This window comes from Mesorhizobium huakuii, from assembly GCF_030160235.1.
In the GTDB taxonomy this organism is placed as follows: Bacteria; Pseudomonadota; Alphaproteobacteria; order Rhizobiales; family Rhizobiaceae; genus Mesorhizobium; species Mesorhizobium huakuii.
The window spans coordinates 274,423-291,498 of record NZ_BSNY01000021.1 but is presented as its reverse complement, the minus strand read 5'-3'; the positions used below and the strand labels follow the sequence as shown (position 1 = coordinate 291,498).

18 protein-coding genes and 1 riboswitch are annotated in these 17,076 nt (G+C 62.9%); of the genes, 12 read left to right on the top strand and 6 right to left on the bottom strand.

Features of this window, described 5'->3' with window-relative positions; all coding sequences use genetic code 11:
- Window positions 1-3: 3 nt before the first annotated feature.
- Complete coding sequence (locus QQK95_RS11585) at window positions 4-312, bottom strand: hypothetical protein (RefSeq protein WP_284272356.1); 309 nt, start codon at window positions 310-312, stop codon at window positions 4-6.
- A gap of 194 nt (window positions 313-506) precedes the next feature.
- Window positions 507-620: riboswitch (TPP riboswitch) on the top strand.
- Here QQK95_RS11585 and QQK95_RS11580 point away from each other — a divergent pair.
- From QQK95_RS11580 to QQK95_RS11565, 4 genes are all read left to right on the top strand, one after another.
- Window positions 611-1,219 (top strand): YkoF family thiamine/hydroxymethylpyrimidine-binding protein, encoded by a 609-nt coding sequence (locus QQK95_RS11580; protein ID WP_284272355.1) that lies wholly within the window; start codon window positions 611-613, stop codon window positions 1,217-1,219. It overlaps the preceding riboswitch by 10 nt.
- 44 nt (window positions 1,220-1,263) lie before the next feature.
- Window positions 1,264-2,076, top strand: a complete 813-nt coding sequence (locus QQK95_RS11575) for an ABC transporter permease (RefSeq protein ID WP_284272354.1) — start codon at window positions 1,264-1,266, stop codon at window positions 2,074-2,076.
- Window positions 2,073-2,834: an ABC transporter ATP-binding protein gene (locus tag QQK95_RS11570; RefSeq protein ID WP_284272353.1), complete on the top strand. Its 762-nt coding sequence runs from the start codon at window positions 2,073-2,075 to the stop codon at window positions 2,832-2,834. The genes QQK95_RS11575 and QQK95_RS11570 overlap by 4 nt, the downstream gene beginning before the upstream one ends.
- Window positions 2,827-3,843 (top strand): ABC transporter substrate-binding protein, encoded by a 1,017-nt coding sequence (locus tag QQK95_RS11565; RefSeq protein WP_284272352.1) that lies wholly within the window; start codon window positions 2,827-2,829, stop codon window positions 3,841-3,843. Before QQK95_RS11570 ends, QQK95_RS11565 begins: the two co-directional genes overlap by 8 nt.
- A 90-nt stretch (window positions 3,844-3,933) precedes the next feature.
- On the opposite strand, the gene QQK95_RS11560 is transcribed toward QQK95_RS11565, so the two are convergent.
- A complete protein-coding gene (locus tag QQK95_RS11560) occupies window positions 3,934-4,215 on the bottom strand; it encodes a hypothetical protein (RefSeq protein WP_284272351.1) in 282 nt (93 codons plus the stop codon).
- Window positions 4,216-4,264: 49 nt separating this feature from the next.
- Here QQK95_RS11560 and QQK95_RS11555 point away from each other — a divergent pair, with 49 nt between their 5' ends.
- Window positions 4,265-4,699, top strand: a complete 435-nt coding sequence (locus QQK95_RS11555; RefSeq protein ID WP_284272350.1) for a hypothetical protein — start codon at window positions 4,265-4,267, stop codon at window positions 4,697-4,699.
- Window positions 4,700-4,741: 42 nt separating this feature from the next.
- On the opposite strand, the gene QQK95_RS11550 is transcribed toward QQK95_RS11555, so the two are convergent.
- A complete protein-coding gene (locus QQK95_RS11550) occupies window positions 4,742-8,242 on the bottom strand; it encodes a tetratricopeptide repeat protein (protein ID WP_284272564.1) in 3,501 nt (1,166 codons plus the stop codon).
- A 268-nt stretch (window positions 8,243-8,510) separates the two neighbouring features.
- Between QQK95_RS11550 and QQK95_RS11545 the strand changes: the two genes are divergently transcribed.
- The 3 genes from QQK95_RS11545 to QQK95_RS11535 all read left to right on the top strand — a co-directional run bounded on the left by QQK95_RS11545 (window position 8,511) and on the right by QQK95_RS11535 (window position 10,611).
- Window positions 8,511-9,206, top strand: coding sequence for a methyltransferase family protein (locus QQK95_RS11545; protein ID WP_284272349.1), 696 nt, complete (start codon window positions 8,511-8,513; stop codon window positions 9,204-9,206).
- Between the two features lie 386 nt (window positions 9,207-9,592).
- Window positions 9,593-10,189 carry a hypothetical protein gene (locus QQK95_RS11540; RefSeq protein ID WP_284272348.1) on the top strand — a complete coding sequence of 199 codons (597 nt, stop codon included), beginning with the start codon at window positions 9,593-9,595 and terminating at the stop codon, window positions 10,187-10,189.
- A 257-nt stretch (window positions 10,190-10,446) separates the two neighbouring features.
- The gene (locus QQK95_RS11535; protein ID WP_202353493.1) at window positions 10,447-10,611 is read left to right on the top strand and encodes a DUF3309 family protein; all 165 of its coding nucleotides are present in this window, start codon (window positions 10,447-10,449) and stop codon (window positions 10,609-10,611) included.
- A 506-nt stretch (window positions 10,612-11,117) separates the two neighbouring features.
- Here QQK95_RS11535 and QQK95_RS11530 read toward each other — a convergent pair.
- The 3 genes from QQK95_RS11530 to QQK95_RS11520 form a co-directional block, all read right to left on the bottom strand.
- Window positions 11,118-12,188 (bottom strand): sensor histidine kinase, encoded by a 1,071-nt coding sequence (locus QQK95_RS11530; RefSeq protein ID WP_284272346.1) that lies wholly within the window; start codon window positions 12,186-12,188, stop codon window positions 11,118-11,120.
- 184 nt (window positions 12,189-12,372) lie between these two features.
- On the bottom strand, window positions 12,373-12,669 hold the full coding sequence (locus QQK95_RS11525) for a hypothetical protein (protein ID WP_284272344.1): 297 nt from the start codon (window positions 12,667-12,669) through the stop codon (window positions 12,373-12,375).
- Between the two features lie 135 nt (window positions 12,670-12,804).
- Window positions 12,805-13,062: a hypothetical protein gene (locus QQK95_RS11520; protein WP_284272342.1), complete on the bottom strand. Its 258-nt coding sequence runs from the start codon at window positions 13,060-13,062 to the stop codon at window positions 12,805-12,807.
- Window positions 13,063-13,200: 138 nt separating this feature from the next.
- Between QQK95_RS11520 and QQK95_RS11515 the strand changes: the two genes are divergently transcribed.
- The 4 genes from QQK95_RS11515 to QQK95_RS11500 are packed head-to-tail and all read left to right on the top strand — an operon-like array spanning window position 13,201 to window position 17,039.
- Window positions 13,201-13,926, top strand: coding sequence for a GntR family transcriptional regulator (locus QQK95_RS11515; RefSeq protein WP_038647889.1), 726 nt, complete (start codon window positions 13,201-13,203; stop codon window positions 13,924-13,926).
- Window positions 13,927-13,929: 3 nt separating this feature from the next.
- Window positions 13,930-14,964: an ADP-ribosylglycohydrolase family protein gene (locus QQK95_RS11510; RefSeq protein WP_284272336.1), complete on the top strand. Its 1,035-nt coding sequence runs from the start codon at window positions 13,930-13,932 to the stop codon at window positions 14,962-14,964.
- Window positions 14,961-15,938, top strand: a complete 978-nt coding sequence (locus QQK95_RS11505; protein ID WP_284272334.1) for a carbohydrate kinase family protein — start codon at window positions 14,961-14,963, stop codon at window positions 15,936-15,938. The genes QQK95_RS11510 and QQK95_RS11505 overlap by 4 nt, the downstream gene beginning before the upstream one ends.
- Window positions 15,939-15,977: 39 nt before the next feature.
- Window positions 15,978-17,039: an ABC transporter substrate-binding protein gene (locus QQK95_RS11500; RefSeq protein WP_322791214.1), complete on the top strand. Its 1,062-nt coding sequence runs from the start codon at window positions 15,978-15,980 to the stop codon at window positions 17,037-17,039.
- The last annotated feature ends 37 nt before the right edge of the window (window positions 17,040-17,076 follow it).

The following is a 17,076-nucleotide window of genomic DNA, read 5'->3' as shown; positions in this document are numbered from 1 at the left end:
AAACTACTGGCCGCAGTTTTTATCGTTCACGGTGGGTGCCGTCGCGTTGCCGTTGGCATCGGTCTGTGCGCCCTGCGGGTTGGTCGGGCAATTCTTGTCCGCATTGGAGTTCATATCGCCCGGCGCGGTGGTCGTGCTGTTGGTTGCCGCCGGATCGACCGTATTCGGCGAAGCCGGCGTGCCCGGTTCTACGGTCACTGACTGGCCGCTGCCGCCGGACCCACCCATGCCGTTTGAGGTATTGCTTTGCGCCATCGCGGATGTGGCAAGAGCAACGGTGAATGCAGAAGCTGCGAGGATTTTCATGAACATGGTCCTGTCTCCATTTCTGTGAACTCGTCGCCTTGCGACTGGTGGACAACCTCTCGGCCTGGCGAAGGTTCCCACAAAATTCAGACAGCACGGCACCGCCCGGCGCCCACGCAACGGCCGCATCTGGTGCAATGCTTTTGGCCCAGTACGCTGAAAAAACGGCTTTCCCTTCCGCTCGAATGGTGCTTTAACGCGCCCATCCACAGGGGTGCTCCGTACGGTCGGGGCTGAGACGGGGGCGGCAAGCCCACAGACCCTAGAAGCTGATCTGGGTAATACCAGCGGAGCGAGGCGGGCGATGTTTTCAGGCGCACAGATTTCCCTATATCCCATGGCCGACGATTTCGTCGGCGTCATCCTGGGCGCGCTCGGCGCGCTCGACCCCTACCGGGACCGGCTCCGTATCGAGACCGACGACATCTCGACCTTGCTGGTCGGTCCGCCCGAAGTGTTGTTCCCGGCGCTGCGCGACCTGTTCGTGGCGGCGGCGCAGTGCGGTAAGCATTGCGTGCTGTCGGCCGCCATTTCGCGCGGCTGTCCTGGCGAGCCGGACGATCCGATCTGCCGCTCCGACGCGTTTGGCGGGCCTGTCGGGCCGCTCGGCCCGCGCAAGGACGCCGCCATCACCGCGGTGCGCAATGCTGCCGCCACCGGCCAGCCGGCGGCGGCGCAATTCTCGCTCTATGTGATGGGCACCGGCGATCACATGGACGAAATCTATGGCTGCATCGATTTCCTGAAACAGTCCGGCGTCTACGATCGCTCCAAGAATTTCTGCACCAAACTTCGCGGCGATACCGGCGCGATCTTTTCGGCGCTGAACGAAGCCTTCTGCCGCTTCGGGCCGGGCGCCGGCCACGTAACCCTTGACGTCACGGTTTCCGCCAACAGCCCCACAGCTGTCTGAACAGAACGCGTTTCCTTTCGCGCGGCCGTCAAGGTTGTCCTCTCGTGGTCTCATCGTCACCCAGCCGCCCGCGGCAGTTCGCGGGCCTCTTCGCCAAGGCGGCACCGGCCGTGATGTCGGTCGGGTTGCTGCTCGTGGCCTGGGAACTCTACGCAAATTATTCCGGCATCAAGCCGACGATCCTGCCGGCGCCGTCACGCGTCTTCGAACAGGCGATGCTCAATCGCGAGGCGCTGATCGACAACGCCATTCCCACCATCCGCGCCACACTGATCGGCTTTGCCTGCTCGCTTGGTGCTGCTTTCGCGCTGTCTATGCTGGTCGACTTCTTCCAGCCGCTGCGACGCGCGCTGTTTCCTGTCTTCATCGTCAGCCAGACCTTGCCGCTGGTGGCCATCGCGCCGCTGGTGGTGCTGTGGTTCGGCTTCGGTTTGATGCCGAAGGTCATGCTGGTGGCGCTGGTCACCTTCTTCCCGATGCTGGTGGCCCTGGTGCAGGGCTACGAGGCGACCGAGGTCGAGATCGGCCAGATGCTGCGCGCCATGGGGGCAGGGCGCTGGCGCATCTTCATGCTGGCGCGGCTGCCTTCGGCACTGCTCTATTTCTTCGCCGGCCTGCGGATCTCCATCACCTATGCCGTGGTCGGCGCCATCTTCGCCGAATATGCCGGTGCGGCGAAGGGGTTGGGCATCTACATGCTCAACGCCAAGAACAATTTCCGCCCCGATCTGGTGCTGGCCGCGGTCGGCGTCAGTGCCGCGCTCACGCTGATCCTGTTCGGGCTGACGGCGCTCTTGCAGCGCCTCGCCATGCCCTGGGAACGGATCGGCCGTCAGCCGGCAGGGCAGGGGCGATGAGCCGGCTCGAATTGCGGCATGTGCGCAAGGCCTTTGGCGGGCTCGACGTGCTCGGCGACATTTCGCTCAGCGTCGGTGCCGGCGAATTCGTCTCGATCCTTGGGCCTTCGGGCGCCGGCAAGTCGACGCTGTTCCAGCTTCTGACGGGTGCCGAGCATGGCGAAGGCGAGATGTTGTTCGACGGCATGCCGCTTGACGACCATGGCCGGCACTTCGCCTTCATGCCGCAGCGAGACGCGCTGATGCCGTGGCGGCGCATCCTCGACAACACGACGCTCGGGCTCGAAGTACAAGGCGTCAAACGCAAGGCGGCGCGGGCCCGTGTCGCGCCGCTGTTTGCCGAGTTCGGCCTTGCCGGCTTCGAGCGGCATTTTCCGGCACAGCTTTCGGGCGGCATGCGCCAGCGGGCGGCATTGCTGCGCACGGTGGTGCAGGAGCGCGACATGCTTTTGCTCGACGAGCCGTTCGGCGCGCTCGACGCACTGACTCGCGCGGCCATGCAGCGTTGGCTCGAGCAGATGTGGCGGCACCATCGCTGGACGGCGCTGCTGATCACGCACGATGTGCGCGAGGCCGTGTTCCTGTCCGACCGCATCTATGTGCTGTCGGCGCGCCCGGCCCGTGTGCTGCGTGAAATCAGGGTGCCGTTGCCGCGTCCGCGCGATCCGAGCGCCGCGCAGCAGGCCGGCGCAGTCGAGGCCGAGATCCTCGACATCTTGCTCAACCCTCAACCATCCAAAGGACATGACCATGACTGATGTGACACGCCGGCAGGCCTTGCTGCTCACCCTTGCCAGCGGTCTTCCGCTGATCGCCGGAGCGAGCCGCTCCTACGCGGCGACGCCAAAAGTCACCGTCGCGCTGGACTGGACGGTCAACACCAACCACATCGGGCTGTTCGTCGCCCGCGACAAGGGGTTCTACCGCGAGGCCGGTCTCGAGGTCGACATTCTGCCCTACAGCGATACCGGCGCCGGCACGCTGGTCGCCAACCGCGTTGCCGATTTCGGCATCAACGGCACCATCAGCCTGTTCACCCAGAAGACCGCCGGGGCCGACTTGAAGGCCGTCTACGCCGTGGTGCAGTCGGAAACCGGCCGCGTGGTCTTCAATGCGGCGCGCAGCGAGATCAAAAGTCCCAGGGATCTTGACGGCCTGACCTATGGCGGTTTCGGCAGCGCCTGGGAAAACGCGCTGATCTCGACCATCATCCGCCATGATGGCGGCAAGGGCAATTTCGAAACAGTGACGCTCGGCACCTCCGCCTATGAAGCGCTGGCCAACGGCTCGGTCGATTTCACGCTCGAGGTCTCGACCTGGGAGGGCGTCGAGGCCGAACTCAAAGGCATCAAGCAGCGCAGCTTCGTCTATGCCGACTACGGCGTGCCCGATGAGCATACGACGCTGATCTCCTCGAGCGAAGCCTATCTCAAGGCAAACCCGACGCTGGCGTCGGCCTTTATCCAGGCAACGCGGCGCGGCTATCAGTTCACCGTCGATCATCCCGGGGAAGCCGCCGCGCTGCTGATCGCCGCCAACAAGGATGCGTTGACCAATCCGGCATTGATCGAGGCGTCGCTGAAGGCGCTCATCGACGGGCACTATCTGCGCGCGGAAAACGGCGCCATCGGCATGATGGATCCGGCCAAGATGGACGCGATTGGCAACTATCTCTTCAGCGCGGGCATTTTGCGCGACGTCGATGGCAAGGTTATGACACAGCGCCCTGATTTTGCGGGGTATTTCAGCAATTCAACGCTGGGCTAGGTGGTCAATCTGCCTGGCGAACCAAAGGAAATGCCTGGCGAGCAAAGGGGCTCGCCAGGTGTGACAGATCCTCATCAACGCGCGGATCCGCTAATTCCGGGCGATCTCATAGAGCAAAGTGGTTTTGATGTGCCGCCCTGGCTCACCCTGCAACGACAGGGCGGATGTATAAAGTTTCGCGACTGCCGGGCAGAGACCTTCGAATTCCAGGCTGACATTGGCAATGGCATTCATCTCGACGGAAGCGCCGCCGGCCTTGATGAAAGCGTCGGCCAGCCGCGACCAGTCCTCATCGCTGGCTGAAGCGGCCGGCAGGCCGCCTCTTTTCGCCGCGCCGAAGGCGTGGAACAGGGTGGCGCCGATCTTGTCCATGTCGCCCAGGAAGTCCTGGTTGGTCAGGTGTGCTGAGCGCGCCCGGCCCATGGCGCAGGTAGTTGTTGCAGGCGGCAGCGGTTTCCCGCGCCATGACATGGTTGAGCATGTCCAATTGCGCGCGCAGGGCTTCGGCGGCCTTGCTGTCCGGAGCCGAGGACAGCAGGGATGCGTATCGTTGCCTGAGATCGGCGACCGCCATCCTGCTCGTGTTTCGCACCTGATCGACATTTCCAATCCTCGCCACGGCCGTGATCTTTTCCACGACGGCATCATAGTCGTCAGGAAACTCCTGCTTGATTGCCTTGAAGATCTGGTTCCCCTGGCTCTCAATCTGTTCGCTCACCTGAGCCGTGGTCAGCGTCTGCGGATCGGGCGAGCCCGCCACTGTCTGGTAGAGATATTTACCGCCAGCAAAGCCGAGCGCCCAGGGCACTGCCTTGACCGCGACAAAGGACAAGGCGGCTATTGCCGCCACGCCTAAAGGTTTCCAAAGCGTCATCCGGCGGCCTCCCGAGCCTTGTTTCTACTTCGCCCCGAGGCTCAGCGCTTTCTTGCGGTCGGCCTCGGCGCGCTTGTGATTGCCCTTGGCTTCCCACGCCTGGCTTCGCGCGTCGTAGGCGGCGGCGAAATCCGGTTGGAGCCTTATTGCCTGGCTGAAATCGGCGATGGCGCCGTCATAGTCCACCCTGCTGGTCCTGATCACGCCTCGGCCCAAATAGGCAAAGGGGTTTCTGCGATCGAGGCTGAGTGCCTTTTCGAAATCGCGCAACGCTGCGACGTCCTCATGCCTGCCCATCCATATGAGGCCCCGATCGGCATAGAACCTTGCGTCCGAGGTGTGGAGACTGATGGCCTTGTCGTAGTCCGCGAGCGCCCCGTCGTAATCTCCCTGGAATCCGAGGTTCTGACCACGGTCGTAGTAGGTTTCGGCAAGACCGGGATTGAGCGCAATCGCCTGGCTGTAATCGGCGACCGCATGCGCGTAGTCGCGCTTGGCCTCCCAGGCCTCTGCTCGGGCGAGATAGGCGTCGTGGAACGCAGGAAAGAATGAAATTGCCTTGCCATACAGGGCTATGGCGCCGTCATAGTCGTCCTTTCCATACAGCGCTCGACCCTTGTTGAAGGTCTGCGCGGCCAGCGAAGTCCAACTCGGCCTGGTCGCTTGCTCGCCAGCCCGGCCAGCGGCCTGGCCAGGTATCTTCGATGCGTTCGCTTCATCTCTTGCAACCATTGCCAACTTGCGACCCTTGCGGGCGAGGGCCATCTTTGGATTGAGCTTCAGCGCCTGGTCGAAGTCGGCAATCGCCGGGTCGTAGTCGCCCTTGGTGAACCAGACAGTGCCACGCGCAAAATAAGCCGGCGCATATTGCGGGTTGAGTTTGATCGCGCGGCTGTAGTCGGCGATGGCACGATCCAGCTCGTTCTTGTTCGTCCACGCGACAGCACGGCCGATGTAGGCATCTGAATAACCGGGATAGAGTCTAATCACCTCGCCGAAGTCGGTGACGGCTGCGTCGTACATGCCCTTCTCGACGAGCGACAAACCGCGGCCGACATAGGCCGAGGCCTTTCTTGGATCGAGCGCAATCGCCTTGCTGTATTCGGTGATGGCGCGATCGAATTTGCCTTTGTCGTAGAAGGCGTCGCCGCTGTCGATGAAAGCCTTGAGGTTCTTCGGGTCCGAGCGGACGGCGTCCTGCGCGGCACCACCTTCTGCCAGCGCAGCCACCGCCGCATTGCGCGCAACCGTATAGTCTGGATTGCCGGGGCTGAGCTTTATGGCCTGATCGAAGTCGTCAATCGCCTTCGAATAGTCCTTGCCGTCGGCCCACGCCATGCCGCGCCCGTAATAGCTCGCGTCATCCTTCGGATCGATCCTGATCGCCACCGAATAAGCAGCGATGGCGCTTCCTGCGTCGCCCTTGGCATGCTGAGCCATGCCTTTGCAGTAAAATGCGTCGCGCGCCTTTGGATCGAGCGTCGCGGCTCGGTCGCAATCGGCGTGAGCGCCATCGATGTCGCCAAGGGTGACCTTTGCGAGACCCCGGCGAAAATGCGCCGGGGCAAAATTGGGAGCGCGTTCGATGACTTTGCCGTAGTCGGCGATCGCCTGCTGGTAGGCGCGTTTGGCGGCCCAGGCCTTGCCGCGGCCGAAATAGGCGAACCGGTTGTTCGGGTCGAGCGCGATCGCGTGGTTGTAGGCGCCGATCGCCTGGTCGTACTTGCCCATGTCCAGGAAGGCATCGCCGCCCAGGATCGCTTCCAGGGCCTGCGGGTCGGTAGCCTCCAGGGCCTTCGCGGCCAGCGTGTCTTGCGTGGCCGTTACATCGGGAACGACGGCTGACGGCGTCGGCTGTCGTGTGTCCGGCAATGGTGGCGGTTTGCTGTGGTTACCCACAACCTGTTCACCGCAGCCTCCCGCCCATTTTGGATCGAGTTCGGCGGCGCGACGGCAATCCGCCGCCGCACCGACCGTATCGCCTTTCAGTGTCCTGGCGACGGCTCGCCTCAAATAGGCTTCGGCGCTCTCGGGACCCAGGCTGATCACCTTGTCGAGATCGAGAATTGCGCCTTCGACGCCATATTTTGCGAGCCGCGCCTCGGCGCGCTCGAGCAGGATTCTTGCGGCCGCCGGGTCTTTCCCCGTGGCTACCGACGGAGCTGTTTCGCCCGGGGCGTGTTCGCTGCAAGAGCCTGCGCGCTTCCGGTCGAGTTCGATGGCGCGCCGGCAGTCGGTGGCGGCAGTGGCGTAATTTCCCTGGGATGCCTCGGCAAGCGCCCGATCGTAAAAAGCCTCGGCGTTGTAAGGATCCAGCTGGATCGCGAAGCTGAATGAATCTATCGCGCCTCCGACGTCGCCTTGCATCTGCTGCTCCAGCCCCCGTTTGAGATTCCAGGCAACGAGTTCGGAGTGATCCTCCTTGGGGTATAGTTGCAGCGGTTCGTACACCGGGGACGCGGCAGGCTTGGGTGTCTGTGGCACAGCCGGCGCCTTCGCGCCCACCGGCCCTGCGTCGCAGCCACCTGCCTTTTTCGGATCGAGCTCGACGGCCTTTCGGCAATCGGCGGCCGCGCCGGTGGTGTCGCCGCTGCGGGTGCGCACCAGGGAGCGGCCGAAATAGGCCCCGGCATAGTTTGCATCAAGCGCGATCGCTCTGTCGAAATCGGCTATGGCGCGATCGTCGTTGCCCTTGCTTGCCCACGCTACGGCTCGGTAATAGTAACCGTCGATACCTGCGGCATCGAGTTCGATTGCCTTGCTGGCATCGGAAATCGCGCGAATCCAATCGTTCTTGCCCAGCCAGGCGGCACCGCGGTTGGCATAGGCATCGGCGTTTTTGGGATCGAGGCCCAGCGCCATGTCATAATCGGCGATGGCGGGATCGAATTCGCCCTTGGCGGCGCGGGCAATGCCGCGGTTGAGATAGACGATCGCGTCCTGCGGATCGATGCGGATCGCCTCGTCGTATTCGGCGATTGCGCGCACCAGGTCGTTCTTCCTGTCCCAGGCTATCCCGAGGCCGGCATGCGCCTTGCCGTTGCGGGGATCGGCCTCGATCGCCTGCTGAAAATCGAGAATGGCCGCGTCGGTCTTGCCTTTGCGCAGGAAGGCGGCGCCTCGGCTGGAATAAGCATCGCTGGACGATGGTTCCAGCCTGATGGCGACATTGAAATCCGCGATGGCCCGGTCGTCGTCTCCCTTGTCGTACCAATCGGCTCCGCGGTTGAAGTATGGCGAGGCCTGTTTGGGATCGAGCGCAATCGCCTCACTGTAGTCCGCGATCGCCCGATCTTGATCCCGCCTGTCGTCCCAGGCGACGCCTCGATAGAAGTGGGCCATGACACGGACGAGCGTCATCTCCGTGGTGTCCTCGGCAATCGGCGTGCAGGCGGCGATGCGCCTGTCCGGCTCGATGTCCTTGCCCATGCAGGTGGCATGATCCTTCTCTGCCGCGAGCGCCGATACGTTCAGCGCAAGAATGACCGCAAGCCCAGCCAACAGCCGGCCGGGCGAAAGCTTCATCGGCAATCCAATCGCGGCGGCGGGCAATCCCGCACGTTTCCAGCTCGCCATATGCTGGACCTCCCCCCAAAAAACCTGGTCCGCCTCAGCGGTTAATCCGTATATCGTTCCTTATTTGTTCCAAAAATGCAAGCATAAATTGTAGCGCCGCTTGCAGCGGTGTCGAAACATGCATGCTCTACTCAAATTCCATTGGCATCGTTCCGATCTTGCCGGTTAACCGCCCGGCAATGGTTGCGTGCAATGGTCCCTTCGAGGGATCATCGGGGTGCTTGCGTTGCTCACGTCAAAAAGTGAAGCGTTTTCGCATAATAATGAGGGCGGATTTTTCTCCGCCGCGCGCAGGCGTGACATACTGGTCGACCTGCGCGAAGGCTTCTTTCGCCTCTGTGCCCTGGCCTGCGCGGGGCTGTTCGTCTATCGCGGCGTGTCCCAGGTCATGGAGGACCCGACCCGGATCAACGCCGCGCTGGTGGCGATTTCCGAGATACTCACTTTCACCTGGCTGCTTCTGTCGCGACGCCCGGTCACCCGTGACTGGAATCCGCTTACGGTCATCGTCTCCGTGACCGCGAGTTTCGGGGTTGCGTTGATCAGCCTCCAGCCGGGCATAGCGCTTGTTCCCGTCTATTTCGCCGCGCCGCTGCAGTTCGTTGCGCTGTTGTTTGTCATCTGGGGCAAGATATCGCTTGGCCGTTCCTTCGCCATCCTGCCTGCCAATCGCGGCGTGATGACTGGTGGCGCCTACCGGATTGTTCGGCACCCGATCTATGCCGGCTACCTTGCCGGCCATGTGCTCTATCTGCTGTCGGCGTTTTCCTTCCACAATCTCGCGGTCTATGCGGTCATCACCTACATGCAGCTCTATCGTATCCTGCGCGAGGAAGCCCTTCTGGCCGCTGAGCCGGAGTATCGCGCCTACATGGAACGTGTGCGCTACAGGCTGTTCTACCGCCTATTCTGAGGGCAAGGTCGTCGGTTGAAGAGGCGGCCAATCCAGTTTGACCTGGGTGACGGCGCTTCCTGGGGCGGCTCACCCATTTCACAGAAGCGCTGACGCGTTTCCTCCCTAGGTTTGGTGAGGCTCCTACCGGCAACAATGACGATTCCGATAGAATCGTTTTTCGCCACGCCCAATGAATTATGTCGATGAAGTCTTTTCCAAGCCAAGAATATTTTTTGCATTTGTAATACAGTTTTACTCCTCTTATATCATCCGTTTTTTTGCAATAAATACCATCATTTGCGTAATTGTGCGCGAGACTGAAACTGAAGCTCACCTGCCGCGTAGCTGAACTTGCAATCGGTTGTACGCCGACTGCCTTAGCGCAACGACAACAGGAGAGTGTTATGGCTTTCACCATCAGAACAGTCGCCAATGTGTTGGCGGGTAGTGCAATGGTCCTCGTTCTTTCCATGCCGGCCAGCGCGGCTGGGCTCGGCGTCGGCGCCTCGGTGGGCGGCGGCGGTGGCGTCAATGCCGGCGTCGGCGCTTCTGTCGGTGGCGGCGGTGGCATCAACGCCGGAGCCGGTGCCAATGTCGGCGGATCCAACGGCGTCAGTGCCGGGCTTGGTGCTTCCGTCGGCGGCGGTAGCGGCATCAATGCCGGCGCAAACGCCAATGTTGGCGGCACGGGCGGCGTCACCGCCGGGCTGGGCGCTAATGTCGGTGGCACTGGCGGCGTCACCGCCGGCCTCGGCGCCAATATCGGTGGCACGACCGGCGTCGGCGTCGGCTTGGGTATTGGTGGCGGAACCAATCCCAGCAATCCCTCGAACCCCAGCAATCCGAGCAATCCCAGCCATCCGAGCCTGCCGGGTGTCGTGGCGCAGATGTCCAGCAGCCAGGTGGCGCGCATGAAGAAGCGCTGTGTCGACGTGCTTAGCAGCGAGGGCAGCTATGATCGCGATCTGCGTCAACTCTGCCTGTTGATCGCCCGTCGCTGAAGCAAGGCCCATGGATGGAGCCGTGAGGCTTTTGACGCCGTGGCCTCCAGGCGGTTGGAAGCCCGCCACTCGGGCGGGCTTCCTGCATGTCGGGCGCTTTCAATTCCCATCCTGTATTTGTCCGAAAGACCGGGTCCTTTCGTTCGCCGGCGAACGTCAGGGGCGGAACGGTAAGGCGGCTCGAACGTTCTCGTCTTCGAAACACCGCGTCCGGCGGTGCTCAAACCGGCGCATCGGCGCCCAAGGGAACGGGAAAAATGAGCTTAGGCACGATACTCATCATCATTCTTGTCATTGCGCTGCTTGGCGGCTTCAGCGGCCTCGGCGGCGGGCCGTTCTATGGGACAGGCTACTATGGTGGCGGCGGGCTCGGCCTTGTGCTGCTGATCCTCATCATCCTCGTGGTGCTAGGACGCATCTAGCTGCCTGCCAGCCACCAGGATGATCGCAATCTCGTGACCGCGCGGAGGTCGAGGCGCACCGGATTGTGATGTAGGCAAGCCGGCTTGTGATCCGAAATCCCGCAGGACTAGCGTATGGTGATTTCGGTCCACACCCCCCCGTGGAAACAAGAGGAGAGGGTCCCACCCCTTCATCCTCCTCCAAGGCCCGCCCCGGTATCCCGGAGCGGGCTTTTGCGTTGAAGCCGAGGGAACCGGCTTGCGTCGAGACAGTCGAGTTTGCGGAAGGCAGCCCAAATGCCTGCAACACTCAGAACCACACTCTGCGCAATTCGCGATGATATTCATGCCTTGCGGCGGAGGGTGGCGGCTCGCGGATATATCGAGAGCATCCAGGGCATACTGCGTTGGTCGGCATAGCGGAAGCAGAGGCGATCAAGATCATACGCGGCATCGACCGCCACATCTGACCGGAATGGACCAGGACCGAGGCGATGTCGGGAAGGCCGTCGAGCGGGTAGCAGCTCCTACGCCGCGCGCGGCACCCGCGACGTGAATGTTGCCCGGGTGACCGAGACGCTTGTGCCGTCGTTGTTGCTGATGGTTTCCACCTTGGCTTCCAGCTGTCTCACCAATGCCTCGATGATGGCGGTTCCGAGCCCCTTGCTCGGCAAGTCATTCGCGGTCTTGCCGACGCCATTGTCCGACACCGTCAGTTTCCAGTCGCTGCCAGCGGTCTCGAAGGTAACCTGAATACGGGCGGCGGCCTTTTCCTCAGGGAAGGCATATTTGATGGCGTTGAGCACGAGTTCGGTGACGATCAGCCCGAGGCTGACCGCCTTTTGCGAATCCATTCTGCCATCTTCCGTCGTGACAGTGACCATGATCGGCTGGGCTTCACCAATCATCGATGAGGCGAGGCTGCCGCACAATTTTGGAAGGTAGGAGCCGACATCGATCTCGTCGACGCCGACCGAGGTGTGGAGATGGCGTTGCACCTCGGCCACGGACAGCACGCGCTGGTGGGCATCCTTGAGGTGCTGGCGCGTCTCTTCCGACGTGACCGAGCGTGCCTTCAGCAACAGGATGCTGGCGATGATCTGCAGGCTGTTGGCGACCCGGTGCTCCATCTCGCGCAGCAGCACGTCCTTCTGCTGGAGCAGATCCTCGGTGCGGCGCAGCAACTCTTCCTTTTCCCGCTCGATGGCACGGCGGGCGGTAATATCATTGAAGGCGAGCAGGATGGTGACGGCCGGGCTGTGGTCGTAAAGCACCTTGCGGGCGTTGAGCAGCATGGTGCGGCGGCCAATCCGCGGGAAATCATGCTCGACCTCGAAACCGTCCATGGCGGTTTTCTCGGGGATGATCGTCTCCAGCAGCAGGCGAAGTGCGGGAATGTCCCACTGACCGTCGCCGAGGGCGTAGAGCAGCGTACCTTGCGTCTGCGCGGGGTCGACCTCGAATGTCTTGTAGAAGGATCGGCTGGCGGCCAGCACACGAAACCGCTCGTCGAGCACCAGGAATGGTTCGGTGATCGTGTTGACGATCGCCTGCGCCAGCGTTTGCGCATCCTCGATATTCGCAATGGGTTGAAACATAGGCAAAAGCCAAACGACCGGCGTTCTGCCGCTCCAAGCATTGATGCTACATCTTTGCTGAACCGTTGTCGCGAATTGAATCCGCCAGCGGCTGCGTGATGGGCTTATGGCCGAAAGGAAAAGACGGGCACTGGGGCCCGCCTTATCCAAATGGTCAATCGGGGCTGTGCCCAATCGCGGAGCGTCAGTTCGCGCCGCCAAGCTGCTTGGTCATCTTGCAGAAATTGTCATGCGACTTGGCAATGGCCTTGTCGCCGCATTCCTTCATCATGCCCGCACGGTCTTCGTCCTTCATCGCCATCCAGGCTACCTTGAATTCCTTTTCGGACTTCATCGTCTTCATGCCGGCGTCGGTATAGAAAGGCGCCATCTTTTCCGGATTGTCGAGCGCGGAGGAGCCGCTGCCATTTGACGCGGCCAGCGCCGACCCAGTCATCATTGCAAGCGCCATCGCGCCCATCGTCAGCATCTTGAAGTTCATCTGGAAATTCCTCTCTGTCGAGGTCATTGGAATAAACGACCTGCAGATAAACCGGCAGCGAGAGAAAACGGTTCCGCTCTGTCGGCAAATATTAAAACCAGATTTCATTTTGCCAGCCTGCAGAGGGCGTCGCCGCTACTCCATGTCGGGCACGTCGCCGCTGACGAACAACGTGGTCGGCGGGCCGTAGTCGCCAAGTGTCGGGTCGGCATCGCGGCTCCAGGCGATGACGCCGACATGTTTTGTCGCCAGAGTCCGGGCGGTGCGTATGGCGCGGTCTTCGCTCTGCTGGTCAGCGGGGCCGAAGGCCGGAAACAATTCACCGTCCTCGCCGCGGTCGAACGCGACCACGACGATCAGTTTGGGATTCTTGTGCTCTGTTGATTGGGACATGTTGCTCCTTCGACCCGGAACCTACCACACTATCGGGAACAGGGGCGGTCTGTTTGACCTGTCTCGGCATCGCATTGACAGGAGGCTTACAGCCATGTATTGAACAGGACTATACAGGTTCACTGAACAGGTATGCATATGAAGCGGCGCGCGGTTCAATTGTCTCCCGGCACGGGCAAGCCCGAGCAGATCGCGACCGTTCTGGAACATGAAATCCGCTCCGGCGTGCTCGGCTTCGGCGACCGCCTGCAAAGCGAGAACGAACTCGTCCAGCGCTTCTCCGTCAGCCGCAACACGGTCCGCAAGGGCCTCGAGGAACTGTCCAGCCGCGGGCTGATCACCACGAAGGTCGGCATCGGCTCCTTCGTCACCTTTGACGGCAAGCCGGTCGACGACGCCATCGGCTGGTCGCGGGCGCTGGCCAATGCCGGCGCCAACGCCGAGACGAGGACGCTGCGGCTGGAGGTCATCGAAGACGCCGATCTCGCCGCCTTGCTGGAGATCGAAAGCCCGTTCTTCATCGCTGTCGACCGTGTGCGCACCAATGCCAGCGACGGCCACGCGATTTCCATCGAGCGCAGCCGCCTGCCGCTGTCGCCGGAGCTTGAGGATGTGCCGCTGCGTGGCCTGCGCGAAGGCTCGCTGCACCAGACGCTGCGCGACGCCGGCCTCATCCCCGACCATGGCGAGGAGTGGGTCGGCATCGAGATGCTCAATGCCGAGGACGCGGCCATCCTGGGCTGCCCGCAAGGCACGCCCTTCCTGCGCGGCCGCCGGTTGACGCGCGCGGCCGACGACCGGCCGATCGAATATGTCACCAGCCTGCTCAATCCCGCGCATTTCGCGCTGCATATGAGGTTTTGAGCGATGGCGGACAGCACCATTCTCGATCGTGCCATGGGCGCGCTTGTCGGCGGGGCGCTGGGAGACGCGCTCGGCATGCCGACGCAGCTCCTGTCGCCGGCGCGCATTGCCGAGCTCTACGGCCATGTCGACGATTTCGTCGCGCCCTTCGCCGATCATCCGGTGTCGAAGGGATTGTTGGCCGGCACGATCACCGACGATACGGAACAGGCGCTGCTGCTCGGCCGCATTCTGGTTGTTTCAGGCGAGCGCTTCGACCACAGGCGCTGGGTCAACGCGCTGCTCGAATGGGAGCGCGAGGTCAAGGCGCGCGGCAGCTACGATCTTCTGGGGCCTTCGACCAAGCGCGCCATCGACGCCATCAACAATGGCGTGCCGGCCGAGGAAGCGGGACGCAGCGGCGACACCAATGGGGCTGCCATGCGTATTGCGCCGGTCGGCATCATGATGCCGCTGGAGCCGCTCGACGCATTCCTCGCCAAGGTGGCCGAGACCTGCCGCGCCACGCACAACACTTCGATCGCCATTGCCTCGGCCGCTGCGGTCGCGGCCGCCGTCAGCCGTGGCGTTTCCGGCGGCGACTGGCGCGCTGCCTCCGACAGTGCCGTCGCGGCGGCGAGGCGAGGGGCGGCGCTTGGCCATTGGGTGACCGGCGGCGACATCGCCTCGCGTATCGCCTGGGCGCAGGATCTGGTGCGCGGAAAGGTGACGGGGGATGCGATCCGGCTGATCACCGACCTGATCGGCACCGGCGTCGCCAGCCAGGAATCGGTCCCTGCCGCCTTCGCGGTGCTGGAAGTCGCCGGCGGCGATCCCTGGCAGGCGGCTGTGATCAGCGCCAATCTCGGCGGCGACACCGACACGATCGGCGCCATAGCCGCCGGCATGGCCGGCGCCTGCACCGGCTTTTCACTGTTGCCGCAGCAGCATATTGCCCGGCTGGTCGGCATCAACATGTCGGAGGTGCGCGCGCTTGCCGCCGATCTCGTGGCGGCAAGGGTGGCAAAGACCGGCTCCGGCAAGGACGCGGCGGCATGAGCGGCCGCCTCGTCCATATCGGCAGCGCGGTGGTCGACTATGTCTACCGCATCGATGCCTTGCCGATGCCGGGCACCGAGAAGACGGCATCGAGCTTTGCCCAGGTCGCCGGCGGCGGCTTCAACATGATGGTCGCGGCCGGCCGCACCGGCATGACGGCGGTATTCGGCGGCCAGCTCGGCAGCGGGCCGAACGGCGATTTCCTGCGCGCCGCCTTCGCCGCCGAGGGCATCGAGACGCTGACGCCGCCATCGCCTCATATGGACAGCGGCAATTGCGTCGCCATGATCTCGGGCGATGCCGAACGCACCTTCGTCTCGTGGCCGGGCGCCGAAAGTGTGCTCAGCCTCGAGATGATGGCGCCGGTATCGGCGGCGCCGGATGATTGGGTGTTCACCTCGGGATATACGCTGAGCTATCCCGGCAGCCGCGACGCGCTCACCGAATGGATCGAGGCGCTGCCTGCGCAAACGCCGTTCGTCTTCGATCCGACGCCGGTCATTTCAGACATTCCGCGTCCCATCCTGTCGCGGGTGCTTGTCCGCACCACATGGCTGAGCTGCAACGCGGCGGAAGCGGCCGAGATCGCCGGCCCTGGTGATGTCGAGGCCCTCGCGGTGCGGCTGCTTGCCGACCATTGCCCCCGCGCTGCCGGTGTCGTCATCCGCTCCGCGGCCAAGGGCTGCCATGTCAGGCTGGCCGACGGCACGGCGCAGACCATAGCCGGCTTCAAGGTCACTGCAGTCGACACCAACGGAGCCGGCGACACCCATATCGGCGCCTTCGTCAGCGCGCTGGCGCGCGGTGTGCATCCCTTCGAGGCGGGGCGCTACGCCAACGCGGCGGCGGCCATTTCGGTGACACGCCATGGCGGCTCATCGGCGCCGACCCATGCCGAAATCCAGACTTTCCTGAGCCAGGCCGCCGCGATCGGCACGCCGGGCCAGAACCAGAAGGCCCATCAGACAGCCTGACAAGCCCCGCCAAGCGGGCAAACAAAGAGAGGAACCAACATGCGCATGCCAAGACTTACTGCTCTCTTGACGGCGACCGCCGTCTTCACCACCGCGCTCACGCTGGCCGCCAGTGCCGCCGAAGTGCATGTGCTCAACTGGAAAGGCTACGGCGCCGACGAGCCCTGGGCGGTCGCCGCCTTCGAGAAGGCGACCGGCAACAAGGTCGTCAACGACTTCTTCAATTCCGAACAGGAAATGCTGACCAAGATCCGGACCAATCCCGGCCTCTACGACGTGGTCATGATCAACGCCGCCTTCAACGACCAGGCGATGGCGGAAAAGCTGATCCAGCCGATCGATACCTCGAAACTGCCGAACTATGCCGACATCAGCAAGGACAAGGCCGGTTCGCCGATGCTCGACCATGACGGCAAGGTCTATGGCGTGCCGTGGGTGTGGGGCCTGACGGCGCTCGCCATCAACGAAAAATCCTTCGACAAGCCGCCGACGTCGATCGCCGAAATGTGGGATCCCAAGCATAAGGGCCGCGTCGTCATCCGCGACGACGCCGTCGAGGCGGTGCAGTTCGGCGCCATCGCCACCGGCCAGAACATCAACGACATCAAGGATATGGATGCGGTCAAGACGAAGCTCACCTCGCTGATGCCGCAGATCAAGACGTTCTGGAGCTCGGAGAACGACTGGAACCAGATGGTCGCCTCAAACCAGATCGATATCGGCACCTATTGGAGCGGCTCGGCCGATCGTGCCAAGACGCATTTCAAGCTGCCGGTTTCGCTGGTCATTCCAAGGGAAGGCGCCGTTGCCTGGCTGGATGCGTTTTCCATCCCGGTCGGCTCCAAGAATGTCGAGGGCGCGCAGGCGTTCATCAACTGGATGATCGACCCGAAATTCTACGTCGAATGGGTCACCAAGGTCGGCGCACCTGTCTCGGCCAACACCAAGGCGGTGGAAGCGTTGCCGCAGGATGCCTTCAACCGCAAGGTGATGGGTGATCCCGAGGTCGCCAAGCGCATCCAGTTCCAGGCGCCGATCACCGATGCCCAGCGCGAGGCCTATCTGGCGCTCTGGCAGCAGCTCAAGGTCGACGTGAAGTAAAGTTCACGTCCGGACCAGCCGGCGGTTCGCGCCGGCT